General features: G+C 69.9%; 16 protein-coding genes and 1 tRNA gene. 7 read left to right on the forward strand and 10 right to left on the reverse strand.

All coding sequences use genetic code 11. From position 1 onward, the window contains the following. Positions 1-58 precede the first annotated feature (58 nt). The 6 genes from ACRWK7_RS17640 to ACRWK7_RS17665 all read right to left on the reverse strand — a co-directional run bounded on the left by ACRWK7_RS17640 (position 59) and on the right by ACRWK7_RS17665 (position 8,127). The gene (locus ACRWK7_RS17640; RefSeq protein ID WP_431857582.1) at positions 59-736 is read right to left on the reverse strand and encodes a DUF2971 domain-containing protein; all 678 of its coding nucleotides are present in this window, start codon (positions 734-736) and stop codon (positions 59-61) included. A 367-nt stretch (positions 737-1,103) separates the two neighbouring features. Continuing rightward, positions 1,104-1,178, reverse strand: a tRNA-Gln gene (locus tag ACRWK7_RS17645). 62 nt (positions 1,179-1,240) lie between these two features. After that, on the reverse strand, positions 1,241-3,328 hold the full coding sequence (locus ACRWK7_RS17650; RefSeq protein WP_431857583.1) for a hypothetical protein: 2,088 nt from the start codon (positions 3,326-3,328) through the stop codon (positions 1,241-1,243). Then, a complete protein-coding gene (locus tag ACRWK7_RS17655; protein ID WP_431857584.1) occupies positions 3,325-6,063 on the reverse strand; it encodes a DUF4159 domain-containing protein in 2,739 nt (912 codons plus the stop codon). The genes ACRWK7_RS17650 and ACRWK7_RS17655 overlap by 4 nt, the downstream gene beginning before the upstream one ends. 139 nt (positions 6,064-6,202) lie before the next feature. Further along, the gene (locus ACRWK7_RS17660; RefSeq protein ID WP_431857585.1) at positions 6,203-7,105 is read right to left on the reverse strand and encodes a DUF58 domain-containing protein; all 903 of its coding nucleotides are present in this window, start codon (positions 7,103-7,105) and stop codon (positions 6,203-6,205) included. Next, on the reverse strand, positions 7,105-8,127 hold the full coding sequence (locus ACRWK7_RS17665) for an AAA family ATPase (RefSeq protein WP_431857586.1): 1,023 nt from the start codon (positions 8,125-8,127) through the stop codon (positions 7,105-7,107). Before ACRWK7_RS17665 ends, ACRWK7_RS17660 begins: the two co-directional genes overlap by 1 nt. A 177-nt stretch (positions 8,128-8,304) precedes the next feature. Here ACRWK7_RS17665 and ACRWK7_RS17670 point away from each other — a divergent pair, with 177 nt between their 5' ends. The 3 genes from ACRWK7_RS17670 to ACRWK7_RS17680 are packed head-to-tail and all read left to right on the forward strand — an operon-like array spanning position 8,305 to position 10,789. Beyond that, entirely contained in the window at positions 8,305-8,811 is a 507-nt protein-coding gene (locus ACRWK7_RS17670; protein ID WP_431857587.1) for a DUF1285 domain-containing protein, read from the forward strand. Further along, positions 8,808-9,422 carry a CoA pyrophosphatase gene (locus tag ACRWK7_RS17675; protein WP_431857588.1) on the forward strand — a complete coding sequence of 205 codons (615 nt, stop codon included), beginning with the start codon at positions 8,808-8,810 and terminating at the stop codon, positions 9,420-9,422. The genes ACRWK7_RS17670 and ACRWK7_RS17675 overlap by 4 nt, the downstream gene beginning before the upstream one ends. 41 nt (positions 9,423-9,463) lie before the next feature. Continuing rightward, complete coding sequence (locus ACRWK7_RS17680; protein ID WP_431857589.1) at positions 9,464-10,789, forward strand: CCA tRNA nucleotidyltransferase; 1,326 nt, start codon at positions 9,464-9,466, stop codon at positions 10,787-10,789. A gap of 19 nt (positions 10,790-10,808) precedes the next feature. Here the strand turns inward: ACRWK7_RS17680 and hemF are convergent, their stop codons facing one another. Both hemF and ACRWK7_RS17690 read right to left on the reverse strand, forming a co-directional pair. Continuing rightward, positions 10,809-11,675 carry an oxygen-dependent coproporphyrinogen oxidase gene (gene hemF / locus ACRWK7_RS17685; RefSeq protein WP_431857590.1) on the reverse strand — a complete coding sequence of 289 codons (867 nt, stop codon included), beginning with the start codon at positions 11,673-11,675 and terminating at the stop codon, positions 10,809-10,811. Further along, positions 11,672-12,130 carry a tRNA (cytidine(34)-2'-O)-methyltransferase gene (locus ACRWK7_RS17690; protein WP_431857591.1) on the reverse strand — a complete coding sequence of 153 codons (459 nt, stop codon included), beginning with the start codon at positions 12,128-12,130 and terminating at the stop codon, positions 11,672-11,674. The genes hemF and ACRWK7_RS17690 overlap by 4 nt, the downstream gene beginning before the upstream one ends. A 255-nt stretch (positions 12,131-12,385) precedes the next feature. Between ACRWK7_RS17690 and petA the strand changes: the two genes are divergently transcribed. The 4 genes from petA to ACRWK7_RS17710 all read left to right on the forward strand — a co-directional run bounded on the left by petA (position 12,386) and on the right by ACRWK7_RS17710 (position 15,661). Then, entirely contained in the window at positions 12,386-12,958 is a 573-nt protein-coding gene (petA, locus tag ACRWK7_RS17695; protein WP_431857592.1) for a ubiquinol-cytochrome c reductase iron-sulfur subunit, read from the forward strand. 29 nt (positions 12,959-12,987) lie between these two features. Next, positions 12,988-14,256: a cytochrome b gene (locus ACRWK7_RS17700; protein WP_431857593.1), complete on the forward strand. Its 1,269-nt coding sequence runs from the start codon at positions 12,988-12,990 to the stop codon at positions 14,254-14,256. Continuing rightward, entirely contained in the window at positions 14,256-15,020 is a 765-nt protein-coding gene (locus tag ACRWK7_RS17705; protein WP_431857594.1) for a cytochrome c1, read from the forward strand. Before ACRWK7_RS17700 ends, ACRWK7_RS17705 begins: the two co-directional genes overlap by 1 nt. An 89-nt stretch (positions 15,021-15,109) precedes the next feature. Then, the gene (locus ACRWK7_RS17710) at positions 15,110-15,661 is read left to right on the forward strand and encodes a DUF924 family protein (RefSeq protein ID WP_431857595.1); all 552 of its coding nucleotides are present in this window, start codon (positions 15,110-15,112) and stop codon (positions 15,659-15,661) included. 129 nt (positions 15,662-15,790) lie between these two features. On the opposite strand, the gene ACRWK7_RS17715 is transcribed toward ACRWK7_RS17710, so the two are convergent. Both ACRWK7_RS17715 and ACRWK7_RS17720 read right to left on the reverse strand, forming a co-directional pair. Beyond that, entirely contained in the window at positions 15,791-16,924 is a 1,134-nt protein-coding gene (locus ACRWK7_RS17715) for a thiolase family protein (RefSeq protein ID WP_431857596.1), read from the reverse strand. A gap of 2 nt (positions 16,925-16,926) precedes the next feature. Continuing rightward, the coding region (locus tag ACRWK7_RS17720) for an AMP-dependent synthetase/ligase (protein ID WP_431857597.1) at positions 16,927-18,796 on the reverse strand (1,870 nt) is incomplete at its 5' end.

Genomic DNA, 18,796 nt, shown 5'->3' on the forward strand with positions numbered 1-18,796 from the left:
CCAGCCCGGCTCCGCTACGCTCCGCCGGACTGGACAGGAGCCGCCGAGCGGTGTTTGGCTAACATAGTCTCTGGTGTCCCACGTGGGGGCAGGTCACTTCGTGTTCGTTATTAAATGCATTATTTTTAAACGTTAGGAACATATACTCAAGAGAAAGTAAAAGATGTTTTGCGTATTCTTCTAGTTGCTCATCAATATATCTAGGGAATTCTTCCCCGTAGTGCATTTTATCCATTTCAAACTCGTATGCATACCTTTTGATTTTTAGAATGATGCGCCTTGCCTTCATGTAATCGCTGTAAATTACATCAGATAAGCGCAAGACTGGCAATATCATGAATGGATGCATATTGAGGAGCGAGAATTCAATAGATACTCCTCCATTTTGGCAGTACCCCCTCCATTGATCGAGGCTATCACCACGCCTTGAAAAGCAAGCAATGTAGTAATCAGGAACGTTGGAACGATTAATATTATCAATAACTCTTTTCAATACATCACTAAAACTTGAATACTCTGGCTTTTGAGCAAGCCATGAAAGGACCCGCAGCGCCAATCGGCGGCCATGAAGTACCTCTTCCGCATCATTCATATATCTAATGTGGCTTGCCCATACGCCTTTACTCTCTACAATACCCTTAAATCCAAATAAGTCGGTATAGTGATAAATAAACTTGCTAGTAGTGAAAGGTATTTCTGATCTTCTTACTTTCCACTTGTTTTGGTAGGATTTCATCCCCCACCATCCAGCATTTAAGAACCCAAACGGTACTTTCCCATGCTGCCGGTTTTATCTTCTTCCATGCATTCCATCTTTATTGACTGCGCTTTCCGGACACGATCAGATGTTGAACTCTGATTGTCCATATTTACGCAAGCCGCAGACGCTAGCAAGGCGCGTGCTGAGTGCGTGTGACGGCATGATGCTCGACAGCACGACGGAAAAACGCCGCTTCTCAAGGATCTAGCCTCCAAGCGGCAGCGCAAGGGGCACGATGGCGAAGAAGGGGGCTGACGTGCTCCGGCGGCGTGTACCATCGGCGTGTACCATCGCCGAGGCGTCCATGCCTTTAAGCTATTGGGAAATAAGGATTTTGGTAGGTTGGCTGGGGCGCCAGGATTCGAACCTGGGAATGGCGGTACCAAAAACCGCTGCCTTACCGCTTGGCGACGCCCCAATCCTGGGAAGGGTCGGGACCTTAACCGCAAATCCCGCGGCATGCAACCCGCGCCGAACGGCCTAACGCCCCTCGCGACGCCACGCCACGATCATCGCCCCCAGCGCCAGCAGCAGCACCAGCGCCACCGGGAGCAGCGGCACGTCCGACACGCCGGTCACCACGAAGTCGCCGTTCGCGCGCAGCCCGATCCAGCCCGAGCCGCTCTGCGCCCGGTCGGCCTTGGTGCGGCGCACGTCGAGCGGGCCGTCGGCGATCCATTGCACGCCGCCGTCCGTCGCCTGCGCCACCGGCTTCACCTTGTCCGGCGTCGAGCGCACGTCGGCCAGTTCCGGCGGGTTGACGGCGCCGACCACCGCCAGAGCGGTGCGCTCGCCGTCGGTGATGCGGTAGATGCCGGGCTCGCCGGCGATCACCGTGGCGGTGGCGCGGCCGGTCTTGTCGTCGGTCATCTCCAGCGTGCGCGTCTCGTCCGACGGCGTGGTCAGCGTCACCGAGCGCGGGTCGGGCTCCAGCGAGCGGCGCTCCACCGTGATCCGGTTGCCGTCCACGCGGGCGCGCAGGTCGTTCTCCTCGAGCTCCGGCTCCTTCATCAGCCAGTGGGCGAGGCGGCGCAGCAGCTCCGCCTGGGGGCCGCCACCTTCGAAGCCGCGGCTCCACAGCCACATCTGGTCGGACGCGATCTGCGCCACCCGGCCTTCGCCGACGCGGTTCAGCACGATCAGCGGCGTGCCCTGCGCGCCGTTCATCACCACCGAACCGCCCTTCGACGTCACCTCCACCTGGTGGAACCAGCGGCCCCAGGTCGGCTCGCCGTCGCTGCGGTCGCCGGGCAGGCCGGACGTCACCGGGTGGCGGCGGCCAAGCTCCGTCACCGTCGGGCGGAAGGGCTGGTCGAAGGTGGTGCCGGTCGGCTCGGCCGGCAGCACGCCGCCCAGAGGCGTGCGGGCCAGCGACAGAGCGCCGGCGAAGCCCTGGCCGGAGGCCTCCAGCAGGGCGCCGCCCTTCTCGACGTAGCGGGCGATGTTCTCCAGGTACATCTGCGGCAGCACGCCGCGCCGGCGGTAGCGGTCGAAGATGATCAGGTCGAATTCGTCGAGCTTGATCTCGAACAGCTCGCGGATCGGGAAGGCGATCAGCGACAGCTCGCGGATCGGCGTGCCGTCCTGCTTCTCCGGCGGGCGCAGGATGGTGAAGTGCACGAGGTCCACCGCCGGGTCGACCTTCAGCAGGTTGCGCCACGTGCGCTCGCCCGCGTGCGGTTCGCCCGACACCAGCAGCACGCGCATCCGGTCGCGCACGCCGTTCACCACCACCGCGGTGCGGTTGTTGGCCAGCGTCAGCTCCTGCCGGGCGGCCTCAACCTCCATCTCCAGCACGTTCTGGCCGCCGTGCGTCACCGGCACGTCGATGTGGAAGTCGCGGCCCACCGGCACCTGGAACTGCCGCGGCGTGCCGCCGTCCTGGCGCAGCGTGACCAGCGCGTTGGGCGACTGCGCCCTGGGCATGTCGTCCACGCGGATCACCACCTCCACAGGCTTGCCCACCAGCCCGTAGGCGGGGGCCTGCACGATGGCGAGGCGGCGGTCGCCCTCGTCGCGGTTGCCGGTCAGCAGCGTGTGCACCGGGCCGCCCTCGGCCAGCTTGGCGGTGTTCTCCGGCACGTCGTGGATCTGGCCGTCGGTGATCAGCACCGCCCCGGCGCTGCGGCGGCGCGGCACGTCGGTCATGGCGCGGTTCAGCGCGTCGAACAGGCGCGTCTCGTTGATCGCCGAGGCGCCGGACTCACCCGACCCGGCGCGCACCACGCGCACCTCCAGGTCGTCGAAGCGCTTGAGCTTGTCGGTCAGTTCGGCCAGCGCGCGCTCGGCCCGCGCCTTGCGCTCGCCGACGTTCTGGCTGGGCGATTCATCGACGACGACGACCGCCACGTCCTTGATCGGCTCGCGCTTCTCGTGCACCAGCGACGGGTTGACCAGCGCCAGCGCGAGGACGGCCAGCGCCAGGACGCGCAGCAGCGCGCCGCGGGCGCGGCGGATCAGGCCCAGCAAGGCCACCAGCGCCGCCACCGCGAACAGCGGGATCAGCCATTCCCAGGGCAGCAGCGGGTTGACGACCAGCGAGTTGCCGCCGGACAGCAGGTCGGTCATTGGCCCAGCCTTTCCAGGATGGCGGGGACGTGCACCTGGTCGGCCTTGTAGTTGCCGGTCAGCGCGTACATCACGAGGTTGACCCCGAAGCGGAAGGCCATCTCGCGCTGGCGCTCGCCGCCCGGCGCCACGGCGAAGCGCGCCTGCCCGCGGCCGTCCACCGCCCAGGCGGCGGCGTAATCGTTGGAGCCGATCAGCACCGGCGAGACGCCGTCGTTGGCGCGGCCCTCGCGCGCCTCCACCCAGACGTCGCCGCCGGCGTAGCGGCCGGGGAAGTCCTGCATCAGGTAGAACGCCTTGGTCAGCACGTGGTCGGGCGGCACCGGCGCCAGCGGCGGGATGTCGAGCCCCTGGGCGATGCGTTGCAGGGCGAGGCCGCCCTGGCCGGACCCGGGGCCGAGCGCGGTGGCCTGGTCGCGGGTGTCGAACAGGATGGTGCCGCCGTTCTTCAGGTATTCGTTGATGCGCGAGCGGGCGTGGTCGCTCAGCGGCTGGGCGTTCGGCGTCACCGGCCAGTAGAGCAGGGGGTAGAAGGCCAGCTCGTCCACCTCGACGTCGACGCCCTGGGTGCCGGCGGCCTCCACCGCCGTGCGGCGGTTCAGCACCTCGACCAGCCCGTCGAGGCCGGCGCGGGCCACCTCATCGACGCTGGCGTCGCCGGTGCGGACGTGGGCGAGGTAGGTCTCGGCGGTCACCTTGGTGCTGTGCATGTCGTCGGCGCGGGCCTTGCCGCCATAAAGCAGAAGGGGCGGCAGGGCGAACGCCAGCAGCAGCGCCGCCGCGGCGGCCCCGGCCCGGCGCGGGCGCGCCCAGCGGCCGAGCAGCCCGCGCAGCGCCAGCGCGATAGCCAAGTCCAGGATGGTCAGCGCCATGGCGATCCCCAGCAGCCCCGGCTTCAGCGCCACCTCGCCGCGCTGGGCGTAGCCCTCCACCGCGACGCCGGCGGGCAGCGGGCCGAGCGGGTCGATCCTGGTCAGCCCGGCGGTGAGGTTCAGCGCGCGGCGCGCCTCCTCGGTGCCGTAGAATCCCGGCGGGTGGCGCGGGCCGATGACCTCCGGCTTGAAGGCGTCACCGGGGATCGGGAAGGCGGTCGGCGGCGGCGGGACCAGCCGGCCGTAGCCGTCCAGCACCTCCAGCGGCTCCAGCGTCGCGGCGGTCGCGGCGCCGGCCACGCCCTCGCTCAGGCCGGCCAGCCGGCGCAGCATCTCGACGAACAGGCCGGACAGCGACAGGTTGGACCAGTCCGGGCTGGCCGTGGTGTGCACCAGCACGATCCAGCCGGCGCCGCGCTTCTCCGAGGTGACCAGCGGCGTGCCGTCGGCTAGCCGCGCCCAGGTGCGGTCGGCGAGGTCCACCGACGGCTCGGCCAGCACCTGCCGCTGCACCAGCACGTCGTCGGGCACCTTCAGGCCGTAGAACGGGCTCTTCTCGCCGAAGGGCTGGAGCTTGGCCGGCTCCGACCAGGACAGCGCGCCGCCCAGGGTGCGGTCGCCCAGGCGCAGGCGCACCGGCACCAGCTGGTCGGCGTTCTGCGCCAGCCGCGGCCCGGCGAAGCGCAGCAGCAGGCCGCCCTTCTTCACCCACGCCTCGATGGCCTGCGCCTCCTCGCCGGACAGCGCACCGACGTCGGAGAGGATCAGCACGGCAAGCTCGCGCTTCAACAGGTCGCCGATCGCGCCGCGGCGCACCTCGTTGTAGGGCGCCAGCGCGCGGTCCAGGTAGTGCAGGTCGGAGAGCAGCGGCTGGTTCTCGCCCGACGGGCGGCCGGACACCAGGCCGACCGGGCGGCGGCGCCAGCGCTCGTCCAGCAGCACGGTGGCGCCGGCGGTGGTCTCGCCCTCGATGCGCAGGGAGGCGGCCTCGTTGCGCAGCTCGACGGGGACGTCCAGGCGCAGTTCGCGGCTGCCCTGGCCGGCGTCGAAGGCGACGGTCTCGCGGGTCAGCAGCCGGCCGTCGGCGGCGCCGAGGCGGACGGTGACCGGTTCCGGCCGGCTGGGGTCCGCGCGCACGACGCGGGTGACCAGCGCCGTGCCCTCCGGCGCCGGGGGCAGCAGCAGGTGCGGCGGGCGGGCCGCGGAATCGTCCAGCACCTCGACGGAGCCGAGCCGCTGCAGCGCTTCGGCAAGGGTGCGGGCGTCCCGGTCGCCGATGCCGTCGGCCAGCCAGACGCTGTGCAGCGTGCCGTTCGGGCGGAGCGTGCGCACCGCCTCGAGCGCCGCGGCGCGGTTGGTCGGCCAGGGGTGCGGCTCCAGCGCCTGGATGAGGCGGCGCGCCTCGACCGGCGGCAGCGGGGCGCTGGCGGCGATCTTGTCGCCGGCGGCGGGCGGGGCGGTGGCGAGGACGACGACCTGGCGGGACTGGCGCTCGGCCTGGCCGACCACCTCCTCCATGGCACGGCGGCGGCTCGGCCAGTCGCGCGCCGACGCCCAGCCGTTGTCCACCACCAGCACCAGCGGGCCGCTGCCGGGCAGGGCGGCGCGCGGGTTCAGCAGCGGGCCGGACAGCGCCAGGATGACCAGCGCGGCGATGATCAGGCGCAGCAGCAGCAGCCACCAGGGCGTGCGCGCCGGCGTCTCCTCGCGTGCCACGAGGTCGCGCAGCAGGCGGATCGCCGGGAAGCGCACGAGGCGCGGCGCCGGCGGGGTGACGCGCAGCAGCCACCACAGCACCGGCAGCACCAGCAGCGCTGACAGCACCCACGGGGTGGCGAAGGCGAAGGACCCGAGACCGAGCATGGCGATCAGTACCTACTTCTGCTTGGGTGTTCGCGCTGGGCCCCCCTCCCAGCCTCCCCCCACTGCGCGGGGGGAGGAGTTAAGCCCTCCCCCGCGCAGTGGGGGAGGGTTGGGTGGGGGCCCGATGCGACCACGTCCGTCACACCGTCTCCTGCGCCAGGGCACCCCACAGCGCCAGCAGTGCGGTCTGCGGCGGGCGGTCGGTGCGGTGCACGGCGAAGGTCCAGCCGGCGGCGCGCGCCAGCGCGGCCAAGCCCTCCTGCTGCGCCCGCAACCGTTCCAGATAGGCCGCGCGCACCGCCTCGACGCGCGGCACCAGCACCTCGTCCTCGCCCTCGAAGCCGGCAAACTCCACGCGCCCGTCGAAGGGCAGCGTCTCCTCCGCCGGGTCGAGCACCTGGAGGAGATGGCCGCGCAAGCCCCGCCCGGACAGGCCGGACACGGTGGCGTGGATCTCGCTCAAGGGCGACAGCAGGTCGCCGAACAGCACCACCTGGGCGTGCCGCGGCAGCGGCTCGACGCGCGGCAGCCCGTCGGCACGCGGGGTGGCGGCCGGATCGCTCAGCAGGTTGGCGAGGCGGTTGAGCGTGTGCTTGCCGTGGTCCGGTCGCACGCCGGAGTTCAGCAGCGCCACCCGCTCGCCGCCGCGGATCAGCAGCACCGCGGTGGCCAGCAGCAGCAGGTCGGCGCGCTCGCGCTTGGTCGGCAGCTCGGGGGTGGAGCGGTATTCCATGGAGCCGGAGCGGTCGCGCCACAGCCAGACGCTCTGCGCCGCCTCCCACTCGTTCTCGCGGACGAAGACCGGCTGCGTCTTGGCCGACTGCCGCCAGTCGATCATCTGCGGCGCGTCGCCGGGCTGGTAGCGGCGGAACTGCCAGAAGGTCTCGCCCAGGCCGACGCGGCGCCGGCCGTGCACGCCCTGCGCCACCGTGGAGGCCACCCGCTCGGCGGCGACCAGCAGCGGCGGCAGCCGGGCGGCCAGCGTCTCGGCGCGCTGCTGCGCGCGGAGCGCGGTGACCGGGGGCGAGGACCGCGCCGCCATCACAGCAGCGGCGCGCAGAGGCGGTCGATGACGTCGTCGATGGTGACGCCGTCGGCGCGCGCCGCGAAGTTCAGCGCCATGCGGTGGCGCAGGATCGGCTTGGCCAGCGCCACCACGTCGTCCAGCGACGGCGACAGCCGGCCGTCCAGCACCGCGCGGGCGCGGGCCGCCAGCATCAGCGCCTGGGACGCGCGCGGCCCCGGCCCCCAGGCGACGTGGGTGCGCACCTCGGGAATGTCCGAGAGTTCCGGCCGGCCGGCGCGCACGAGGTCGAGGATGCCCTCCACCACGCTCTCGCCGATTGGGATGCGGCGCACCAGACGCTGGGCGGCCTGTAGGTCGGTGGGGGTGAGCACCGTCACCGCCTTCTCGGCATCGACGCCGGTGGTGGCGATCATCATGCGCCGCTCGGCGTCGCGGTCGGGGTAGCTGACGTCGACCTGCATGAGGAATCGGTCGAGCTGCGCCTCGGGCAGCGGGTAGGTGCCCTCCTGCTCCAGCGGGTTCTGGGTGGCCAGCACGTGGAACGGCTGCGGCAGCGGGTGGTAGTGGCCGGCCACCGACACCCGGTGCTCCTGCATGGCCTGCAGTAGCGCCGACTGGGTGCGCGGGCTGGCGCGGTTGATCTCGTCGGCCATCAGCAGCTGGCTGAACACCGGGCCGGGCAGGAAGCGGAAGGAGCGCCGGCCGGTCTCCGACTCCTCCAGCACCTCGGAGCCCAGGATGTCCGCCGGCATCAGGTCGGGCGTGCACTGGATGCGCTTCTCGGCGAGGCCGAGCACGGTGCCCAGCGTCTCCACCAGCCGCGTCTTGGCGAGGCCGGGGACGCCGATCAAAAGGACGTGACCGCCGGCCAGCAGCGTGACCAACGTCAAATCGACGACCTCCTGCTGGCCGAAGATGATGCGGCCGATGCGGTCGCGCACCAGCTGCAGCCGGCCGCCGAGGGTCTCCACCTCGGCCAGGAGCTGCTGCGGGTTTTCCGGGGTCGGCGCTGGGAGGATGGCGTCGGTGGCGCTCACGGGGCACTCTCCCTGTTCAAAATCCAGCCTCGCCGACCTATGTGACGAGTGTGGCGAAATTACGTTGCGCAAATCGGACGGAAAGACGGAACCGTCAGGAACAAGGTCGGGGGCGAGATGCAGGATGACAAGCCGAATGTGAACGCAAAGCCTTCGCCTTCGGTCGAATTACCCCCGATGCCGCCCTCGCTCTCGGGGGAGCAGCGCTTCGACATCCGCATCGCCCGCGACGGCACCTGGTACCACGAGGGCGGCCCGATCAAGCGGATCGAGCTGTCCAAGCTGTTCGCCACCGTGCTGCGGCGGGACGAGGCCGGCGACTATTGGCTGGTGACACCCGTGGAGCGCGGGCGCATAGTCGTCGACGACGTTCCGTTCGTCGCCGTGGAGATGACGGCAAGCGGACGCGGCGAGGACCAGGTCCTGTCGTTCCGCACGAATCTGGACGACTGGGTGGAGGCCGGGCCGGATCACCCGATCCGGGTGGCGCACGACCCAGAGAGCGGGGAGCCGACCCCGTACATCGACATAAGAATGGGGTTGGAGGCGCGCATCGCCCGGTCCGTCTATTACGACATGGTGAACCACTGCGCGACGACGAACGGCCCCGAAGGGGAGGAGGCTGAGGTGGGCGTATGGAGCAACGGACGCTTCTTCGTGCTGGGCAGGCTGTCCGGCGCGTGACCCCCATCGACATCCGCAGGCGCTTCACGGGAAGCGACGTCCCGTTCCGCGATCCCGACGCGGTGCGCGGCGACCATGACCTGAACCCCGGCTTCCGGCTGCCGCTCGACCGGCTGCGCGAGGCCGCCGTGCTGGTGCCGCTGGTCGACCGGCCGGAGGGGCTGACCGTGCTGTTCACCCAGCGCACCGCGCACCTGAGCGCGCACGCCGGGCAGATCAGTTTCCCCGGCGGCCGGCGCGAGACCTACGACACCTCGTCCGAGGATACCGCGCTGCGCGAGACCGAGGAGGAGATCGGCGTCGGCCGCGACCACGTCGATGTGATCGGCCGGCTCGACACCTACCTGACGCGCACCGGGTTCCGGGTGACGCCGGTGGTCGGGCTGCTGACGCCGCCCTTCGTGGTCTCCCCGGACCCGACCGAGGTGGACGAGGTGTTCGAGGTGCCCTTGACCGTCATCCTCGACCCGGCGATGCCGGAGCGGCACAGCCGCGAGGTGATGGGCGTGCGGCGCTTCTTCTACGCCTTCCCCTACGAGCAGCGCTACATCTGGGGCGCCACCGCCGGGATGCTGGTGAACCTGCGCGACGTGCTGGCCGGGGCGCGGTGAGGCGGCTGGAAACGCGCCCCTGCGCGGGCTAGGGTGACCGGATGCAACCCGCCGGCCGTCTCGACCCTCCCCCCTGGATGACCGCCCCGGAGACGCGCGCGGTGATCGACGCCCTGCGCGCCGGGAGCGCCGACGCGCGCTTCGTCGGCGGCTGCGTGCGCGACACCTGGCTGAAGCGCCCGGTCAAGGACATCGACATCGCCACGCACGCGCCCCCGGAGGCGGTGCTGCGCATCCTGGAGGACGCCGGCATCCGCGCCATCCCCACGGGCATCGCGCACGGCACGGTGACCGCGGTGATCGGGCGCGAGCATTTCGAGATCACGACCCTGCGCCGCGACGTCGAGAATTTCGGCCGGCACGCCCGGGTCGAGTTCACTGACGACTGGAAGGAGGACGCGGCTCGGCGCGACTTCACCATGAACGCGCTGTCCTGCACGCCAGACGGCACGGTGTACGACCCGTTCGGCGGGCTGAAGGACATGGCGGCGGGGCGGGTGCGCTTCGTCGGCGACGCGCGCCAGCGCCTGCACGAGGACGTGCTGCGCCTGCTGCGCTTCTTCCGCTTCCACGCGCATTACGGCCGCGGCGCCCCGGACGGGGACGCGCTCGCCGCCTGCCGTGCCATGGCCGACCGGCTGCCCACCCTGTCGGGCGAGCGCCTGCAGGGCGAGATCCTGCGCCTGCTCACCGCCGCCAACGCGGCGGAGGTCTGGCAGCTGATGATCGGGCAGGGGGTGATGGCGCACTTGCTGCCCGCGGCGACCAACGTGGCGCGGCTGTCGCGGATGGTGGAACTGCAGCACGACCTGGGCGAGGCGCCGGATTCCCTGCTGCGGCTGGCCGCGGCGCTGGACACCGACCACGCCGGGGCGCTGGCGGCGGCGGAGACGCTGAAGCTGTCCAACGCCGACCGCGACCGGCTGGCGAACATGGTCGAGCCCAAGGTGGCGGTCTCGCTGCACGACGACCGGCCGGCGCGACGGCGCGCGCTGTACCGGCTGGGCGACGCCGGCCTGTACCGCGACCTCGTGCGGCTGCAGGCGGCCGAGGCGCCGGGCCCGGTGTCGCTCCACCATGTCCGGGAGGTGCTGGCGACGGCGGAGGATTTGCCGGGGCTGCGCTTCCCGCTGTCCGGCCGCGACGCGCTGGCGCTGGGCGCCAAGCCCGGCCGGCACGTCGGCGAGGCGCTGCGCGACGTCGAGGCGTGGTGGAGCGGCCAGGACTTCCAGCCCCGACGGGAAGAGTGCCTGGAGGCGTTGAAGCGGCGGCTTGGTTCTGTGCCCCTTCCGCAGCCCTCCCCCGCTACGCGGGAAAGGGGGCAAAGCGGCGGCAGTCCCCTCTCCCGCGAAGCGGGGGAGGGTTAGGGAGGGGGCGATCGCCGCCCTACGGCCACTTCACCTCCGGCGGCAGGCTCATCAAGATCGCCTCGGTGTTGCCGCCGGTCTTCAACCCGAAGGTCGTCCCGCGGTCGTACAGCAGGTTGAACTCCACGTACCGCCCGCGCTTGACCAGCAGCGCGTCCCGCTGTTCCGCCGTCCAGGGCTCGTTCATCCAGCGCCGCACGATCTTCGGGTAGGCGTCCAGGAACGCCAGCCCGACGCCCCTGGTGAAGGCGAAGTCCCGCTCCCAGTCGCCGGTGTTCAGGCTGTCGTAGAAGATGCCGCCCACCCCGCGCGCCTCGCCGCGGTGCGGCAGGTAGAAGTAGCGGTCGCACCACTCCTTGTACTGCGCGTAGCACGCCGGGTCGTGCCGGTCGCACGCACCCTGCAGCGCGCCGTGGAACGCCGCGGTGTCGGCCTCGTCCGGGAAGGTCGGGGTGAGGTCGGCGCCGCCGCCGAACCAGCCGGTGGTGGTGACGATGTGGCGGGTGTTCATGTGCGTCGCCGGCACCAGCGGCGAGCGCATGTGCGCCACCAGGCTGATGCCCGAGGCCCAGAAGCGGCCGTCCTCCGCGGCACCGGGGATGCTCTTGCGGAACTCCTCGCTGAAGGTGCCGTGCACCGTGGAGACGTTGACGCCCACCTTCTCGAACACCCGGCCGTGCATGATCGACATCACGCCGCCGCCGCCTTCGCCCCCTCCATGGTCGGGCCGCTCCCAGGCCTTGCGCACGAAGCGGCCCGGGGGCAGGTCGCAATGCATGCCGGTCAGCTCGTCCTCGATCCGCTCGAATTCGGCGCAGATCCGGTCGCGCAGATCCTCGAACCAGGCGCGGGCGCGGGTCTTGGTGTCGGTGCGGTCGCTGCTCATGGAGTCTCCGGGAAGGCGCCGGTCTGGCGCAGGGCTTCGCCTACAACCATGGCGGCGGCGAGCGCCACATTCAACGAGCGCGCCGGCGGGCGCAGCGGAATCACCACCCGCGCGTCCATGATCCCGTGCACCTCGTCCGGCACCCCGGCGCTCTCGCGGCCCAGCACCAGCAGGTCGTCGGGGCGGAAGGCGAAGGCCGTGTAGGGCACCGCGGCGCGCGTGGTCAGCAGCACGAGTCGCCCCGGATTCCGCTCGCGCAGAAAGCTCGACCACGACAGGTGGCGGGTCAGGTCGAGCTGGTCAAGGTAGTCCATGCCGGCCCGGCGCAGCCGGCGGTCGTCCAGGATGAAGCCGCACGGCTCGACCAGATCCATCGCCACGCCGAGCCCGGCGGCCAAGCGCATCAAGGTCCCGGTGTTCTGCGGGATGTCGGGTTCGAAAAGTACGAGGCGCATGGGTTTCCCGGAATTGGATCGTGATTCTCTGATGCTGCAACGCAACGCGCGACACTGTGTCCGAAGACTAGGCCTTTTCAACGGCGCTCCGCGACGGTATACCGCACCCCCAAAGGCAGGGGCGGCCCGTCGTTCGTCAGTCATGCCCGTGGGCGTGAGGGGTGAAGGGCGGGTGGCCCGCAACATGCTAAAGCACCCTCCGCGAATTCACCCGGCGCTCCCCCGCGCTGCGCAGTCTTGAGGAGAAAGACGCTAATGGCTGAGACCACGCATCCGTCCGGCACGGGTGCCCATGGGGCCCCCGGCGGCGACGACGGTACGTCCCGCCGTGATTTCCTGTATCTTGCCACCGGTGCGGTTGGGGCCGTCGGCGTCGCCGCGGCCGCCTGGCCGTTCATCGACAGCATGAACCCGGCCGCCGACACCCTGGCGCTCGCCTCCATCGAGGTGGACCTCGCCCCGGTGGCCGAGGGCCAGTCGATCACCGTCACCTGGCGCGGCAAGCCGGTCTTCGTCCGCCACCGCACGGCGAAGGAGATCGACGAGGCCAAGAACGTGAACCTGTCCGAGCTGCGCGACCCGGCCCCGGACGACAAGCGCGTCCAGAAGCCGGAGTGGCTGATCCTGGTCGGCGTCTGCACGCACCTCGGTTGCGTGCCGCTGGGCCAGAAGCCGACCGATCCGCGCGGTGACTACGACGGCTGGTTCTGCCCCTGCCATGGGTCGCACTACGACACCGCGGGCCGCATCCGCAAGGGTCCGGCGCCGGCCAACCTGGTGGTGCCGCAGTACGCCTTCCTCAGCGACAACCGCATCCGGCTCGGCTAAGCGGCCCAAGGTCTCGGGAGACTCCCATTATGGCTCAGGCTCACGCCTCGAACTTCAAGAACCCCGTGGTGAAGTGGATCGACAGCCGGCTGCCGATCTTCACGATGCTGCACCACGAGTACAACGAATACCCGATGCCCAAGAACGTCAACTATCTGTGGGCGTTCGGGGCGATTGCCGGCATCATGCTGGTGATCATGATCGCGACCGGCCTCGTGCTGGCCATGCAGTACGCCGCGAACACGGCGATCGCCTTCGACTCGGTCGAGCGCATCATGCGCGACGTGAACTACGGCTGGCTGCTGCGCTACGTGCACGCCAACGGCGCGTCGTTCTTCTTCATCGCCGTCTACCTGCACATGTTCCGCGGTCTCTACTATGGCTCCTACAAGGCGCCGCGCGAGATCCTGTGGATCATCGGCGTGGTGATCTTCCTGCTCATGATGGCGACCGCCTTCATGGGCTACGTGCTTCCCTGGGGCCAGATGAGCTTCTGGGGCGCCACCGTGATCACCAACCTGTTCTCGGCGTTCCCGATCGTCGGCGACCCGATCGTCACCTGGCTGTGGGGCGGCTTCTCGGTCGATAACCCGACGCTGAACCGCTTCTTCGCGCTGCACTTCCTGCTGCCGTTCGTGATCCTGGGCGTGGTCATCCTGCACACCGCCGCGCTGCACATCTGCGGCTCGAACAACCCGCTGGGCATCGACCCGAAGGGCCCGCAGGACACCGTCCCCTTCAACCCGTACATCACGGTGAAGGACCTGTTCGCGGTGGTCGTGTTCCTGATCGTGTACGCGATCTTCGTCTTCTTCATGCCGAACTACATGGGTCACCCGGACAACTACATTCCGGCCAACCCGCTGGTGACGCCGGCGCACATCGTGCCGGAGTGGTACTTCCTGCCGTTCTACGCCATCCTGCGCGCCATTCCGGACAAGCTGGGCGGCGTGCTGGCCATGTTCGGCGCCATCGGCGTGCTGGTGGTCCTGCCGTGGCTCGACACCTCGAAGGTGCGCAGCTGCAAGTTCCGGCCGATCTACCGCCAGTTCTTCTGGGTGCTGGCGCTCGACGCGCTGGTGCTCGGCTACGCCGGCGCCATGCCGGCCGAGGGCAACTGGCTGCTGATCGCCCGCATCGGCACCGCGTACTACTTCTTCCATTTCCTGATCCTGCTGCCGATCCTCGGCAAGCTGGAGCGTCCGTCGCCGATGCCGGCCAGCATCAGCGAACCCGTTCTGAAGGGCGGTGGCCGGGTTGCGGCCGGTGCCCATGCCAAGCCGATGGAGAAGGCCTGATGCGCGCCCTGAAGACTGTCATCCTCTCGGCCGCGGTGGCTCTCGGGCTCGGCGGTTCGGCGCTCGCCTCGGAAGGGGTGAAGCTCCCGACGCAGAGCTGGGGCCACTCCGGCGTGTTCGGCACCATCGACAAGGCGTCGGCGCAGCGCGGCTTCCAGATCTACAAGGAAGTCTGCTCGGCCTGCCACTCGATGAAGCTGGTCCCGATCCGCACCCTGGCCGGCATCGGCTTCAAGGACGACGAGCTGAAGGCGCTGGCCGCGACCTACGAGGTCCAGGCCGGCCCGAACGACAACGGCGAGATGTTCATGCGTCCGGGCATCCCGGCCGACCGTTTCCCGTCGCCGTTCCCCAACGACAACGCCGCCCGCGCGTCCAACAACGGCGCGCTGCCGCCGGACCTGTCGCTGGTCGCCAAGGCCCGCGTCGGCGGTGAGGACTACCTCTACGCGTTCCTCACCGGCTTCGAGGACTCGCCGCCGGAGGGCATCAACCTGATGCCGGGGATGAACTACAACAAGTACTTCCCGGGCCACCAGGTCGGCATGCCGAACATCCTGCAGCCGGACGGCGTGCAGTACGCCGACGGCACCAAGGCCACGGTCGAGCAGCAGGCCAAGGACATCTCCACGTTCCTGACCTTCGTCGCCGAGCCGAAGCTCGACGAGCGCAAGCAGATGGGCGTGAAGGTGATCCTGTTCCTGATCGTCCTCGCCGGCCTGATGTACGCGACCAAGCGCCAGATGTGGGCCAAGCTCCACTGATCGGCGTCCGCATCGCGGAAAAGCACTGGACAGGGCGCCCCCGGGCGCCCTGTTCTGTTTTGGGCCCGGAGAATGGGGAGAACAGCAGCATGGCGGATCCGCTGATCGACGAGATCGTCGAGTACTGGTTCGGCGAGGATGTGAAACCCTACTGGTTCGCGCCGTCGCCGAGCTTCGACCGGCAGGTCGCCGACACGCTGCTGGAGCCGCACGAACGCGCCGCGGCGGGCGCGCTCGACTCCTGGCTGGACGACGTGGACGGCTGCCTGGCGCTGTGCATCCTGCTCGACCAGGTGCCGCGCAACGTCTTCCGCGGCACCCCGCAGGCCTTCGCCACCGACGGGAAGGCCCGCGCCGTCGCCCGCCACGCCGTCGAGAACGGGTTCGACCTGGAGTGCACGCCGGAGGAGCGGCTGTTCCTCTACCTGCCTTTCGAGCACCACGAGGAGCTGGAGAGCCAGCGCCTGTCGGTGCGGCTGTTCCGCGAGCGCGTCCAGGCGCCGGACCTCATCGACTACGCCGAGCGGCACCTCGCGATCATCGAGCGCTTCGGCCGCTTCCCGCACCGGAACGCCATCCTCGGGCGTGAGAGCACGCCGGAGGAGGTGGAGTTCCTGAAGCAGCCGGGCTCGGGGTTTTGAGATTTCTTGCCCTCCCCCAACCCCGTGGGGGGTGGGAGGGCCCCGCGCGGCGGGTGGGGGGGGGCTACGGCCTTCCCGACAGGCCGCTGCCCCCACCCAACCCTCCCCCAGCGGGGCTGGGGGAGGGCTTTACGCCCCCTCCAGCACCATGGCGATGCCCATGCCGCCGCCGATGCACTGCGTCGCCACGGCGTGGCGGCCGCCGGTGCGCTTGAGCAGCTGCGCGGCCTTGCCGACCAGACGGCCGCCGGTGGCGCCCAGCGGGTGGCCGATGGCGATGGCGCCGCCGTCGATGTTCAGCTTCTCCTCCGGGATCTCCAGGTCGCGGGCGCAGGCGATGGCCTGGGAGGCGAAGGCCTCATTCATCTCCACCACGTCCACGTCGGCCATGGTGATGCCGGCGCGCTTGAGCGCCTTGCGCGTCGATTCGATGGGCCCGAGGCCCATCACCCCCGGCTCGCAGCCGGACACCGCGAAGCTCTTCACCCGCGCCAGCGCCGCCAGCCCGTGCCGGCGCGCAAAGTCCGGCGTGCACACCAGCAGCGCCGTGGCGCCGTCGGTGGTCGGCGACGAGGTGCCGGCCGTCACCGTGCCGTTCTCCAGGAAGGCCGGCTTCAGCCCCGCCAGCTTCTCCAGGGACGTCTCGCGCACGCAGCCGTCTTGCGCGACGGTGCGGCCCTCGGCGGCGATGGGGGTGATCTCGGCGGCCATGCGGCCCTCGCGGCGGGCGGCCAGCGCCTTGGTCTGGCTCCACAGGCCGAAGGCGTCCTGCTCCTGGCGGCTGATGCCGTACTGCCGCGCGACGCGCTCGGCGGTCAGGCCGACGCTGATGTAGTCGTCCACCTCCTGCTGGCTCCAGGCCGGGTTGGGCAGCACGTTGAAGCCCATCATCGGCACCCGCGACATGCACTCGGTGCCGCCGCAGAGGAAGGCCTCGCCGCTGCCGGTGGCGATCATGCCGGCGGCCACCTGCACCGCCTGGATCGACGAGCCGCACCAGCGGTTGATCGTCGCCCCGGCGACGCTGCGCGGCAGCCCGGCCAGCATGCCCACCACGCGGCCGATGTTGAGGCCCTGCTCGCCTTCCGGGAAGGCGCAGCCCCACAGCACGTCCTCGATCTCGTCGGGCGGGACGGGGAAGCGCTCCAGCAGCGCGCGGATCACCGCGGCGCCGAGGTCGTCGGGGCGCATGCCGGCCAGCTCGCCCTTGCGCGCGAAGGTGAAGGGCGACCGGACGTAACCCGCAATCACGGCGGAACTCATGTCTACGCTGCTCCCTGCATGGTGCTCTGGTTGGCGTACAGCGCCTCGATCTCGGCGCCGTACTTCCGGTAGATGTTGGACCGGCGCACCTTCATGGTGGCCGTCACCTCGTCGTCGTCGTGGTCCAGCTCCTTGGTCAGCAGGTGGAAGCGCCGGATGTGCGCCACCTGGGCCAGCGTGGCGTTGGCGGCGTCGATCTCCCGCTGCACCAGCTCCCGCACCGCCGGGTTCTCGGCGAGGCTGCGGAAGTGGGTGTAGGGGATGCCGTGCTCCTCCGCCCATTTGCCGACCGTCTCCAGGTCGATCTGGACCAGCGCCGAGACGAACTTGCGCGCCTCGCCGATGACGATGCATTCCTTGACGTAGGGGCTGGCCTTGACGGCGTTCTCGATCTCCGACGGGCTGAGGTTCTTGCCGCCGGCGGTGATCATGATGTCCTTCAGGCGGTCCACCACGCGGAACTGCCCGTCCACCACCTCCACCACGTCGCCGGTGTGCAGCCAGCCGTCGCGGATGCTCTGCGCCGTCGCCTCCGGGTTCTTGTAGTAGCCCTCGAACACCGTGCCGCCGCGGATCAGCAGCTCGCCGTGCTCGCCGACCCGCGCCTCGGCGCCGACGATGGCCGGGCCGACGCAGCCGGGGACCAGCCTGTCGAGGTACTGGCCGGTGACCATGCCGGCGGTCTCGGTCAGGCCGTAGACCTCGACCAGCGGCACTCCCAGCGTGCGGAAGAAGCGCACGATCTTCGGCGCGATGGGCGCGGCGCCGGTCAACGCGACCTGCGCGCGGCGCAGGCCGATGCAGTTCAGCAGCGCCCGGAACACCAGCAGGTACCAGATCCCGTAGAGCAGCCGCGCGGCCAGCGGACGGCGGGCCGGGACGGTCTCCGCCCACGGTTCGCAGGCGGCCATGGCGCGCTCGAACAGCCAGCGGCGGATGCCGCCGGCCTCGGCCATCTTGATGTGGATGGCGGAGTGCAGCTTCTCCCAGATGCGCGGCACGCCGAGGAACTGGCTGGGCGCCACCTCGCGCAGGTCCTCCTGCACCGTGCGGATCGACTCGCCGAAGTTCACCACCGAGCCGAGGTACAACGGCGCGAAGGTGGTCAGCATCTGCTCCGCCACGTGGCAGAGCGGCAGGTAGGACAGGTGCGTGGTCCGCGGCGTCATGCCCAGCCGCTCGATCATCCCCGGCGCGATGGCGCGCAGGTTGCGGTAGCTGAGCATCGCCCCCTTGGGCTTTCCGGTGGAGCCCGAGGTGTAGACCATCAGCGCGAGGTCCTCCAGGCGCTGGGCGTCCAGCAGCGCGTCGGCGCGGGTGGGGTGCTGCGCCTCGTATTCGGCGCCCAGGCGCTCGACCTCGTCGAAGGCGACGATGCGGTCGCGCGGGTAGTGGCGCAGGCCCTTCATGTCGATGACGATGATGCGCCGGAGCTGCGGCAGCTGGTCCAGCGCCTCCAGCACCTTGTCGGTCTGTTCCTGGTCCTCGCAGATGACGAACGACGCGTCGGCATGGCCCAGCACGTAGGCGACCTCGTTCCACGGGCTGGTCGGGTAGACGCCCACGGGAACCGCCCGCACCACCCCGCAGCCGAGCTGGGCGAACACCCACTCCTGCCGGTTCTCCGCGATGATGCCGACGTGCCCGCCCTCGGGCAGGCCGAGCGCCAGCAGGCCGAGGCCGAAACGACGGGCGCGCTGGTAATAGCGTTCCCAGCTCACCGGGTTCCAGATGCCGAAGTCCTTCTGCCGCAGCGCGAGGCCCTGCGGGTTGGCGCGCGCGTGCTGGCGCAGCATCTGCGACAGGGTGAGTTCGGGGAGCATCACCCCTCTCCCCTCCGGGGAGAGGGTGGCGCCGGAGGCGCCGGGTGAG

This window comes from Azospirillum sp., from assembly GCF_050789165.1.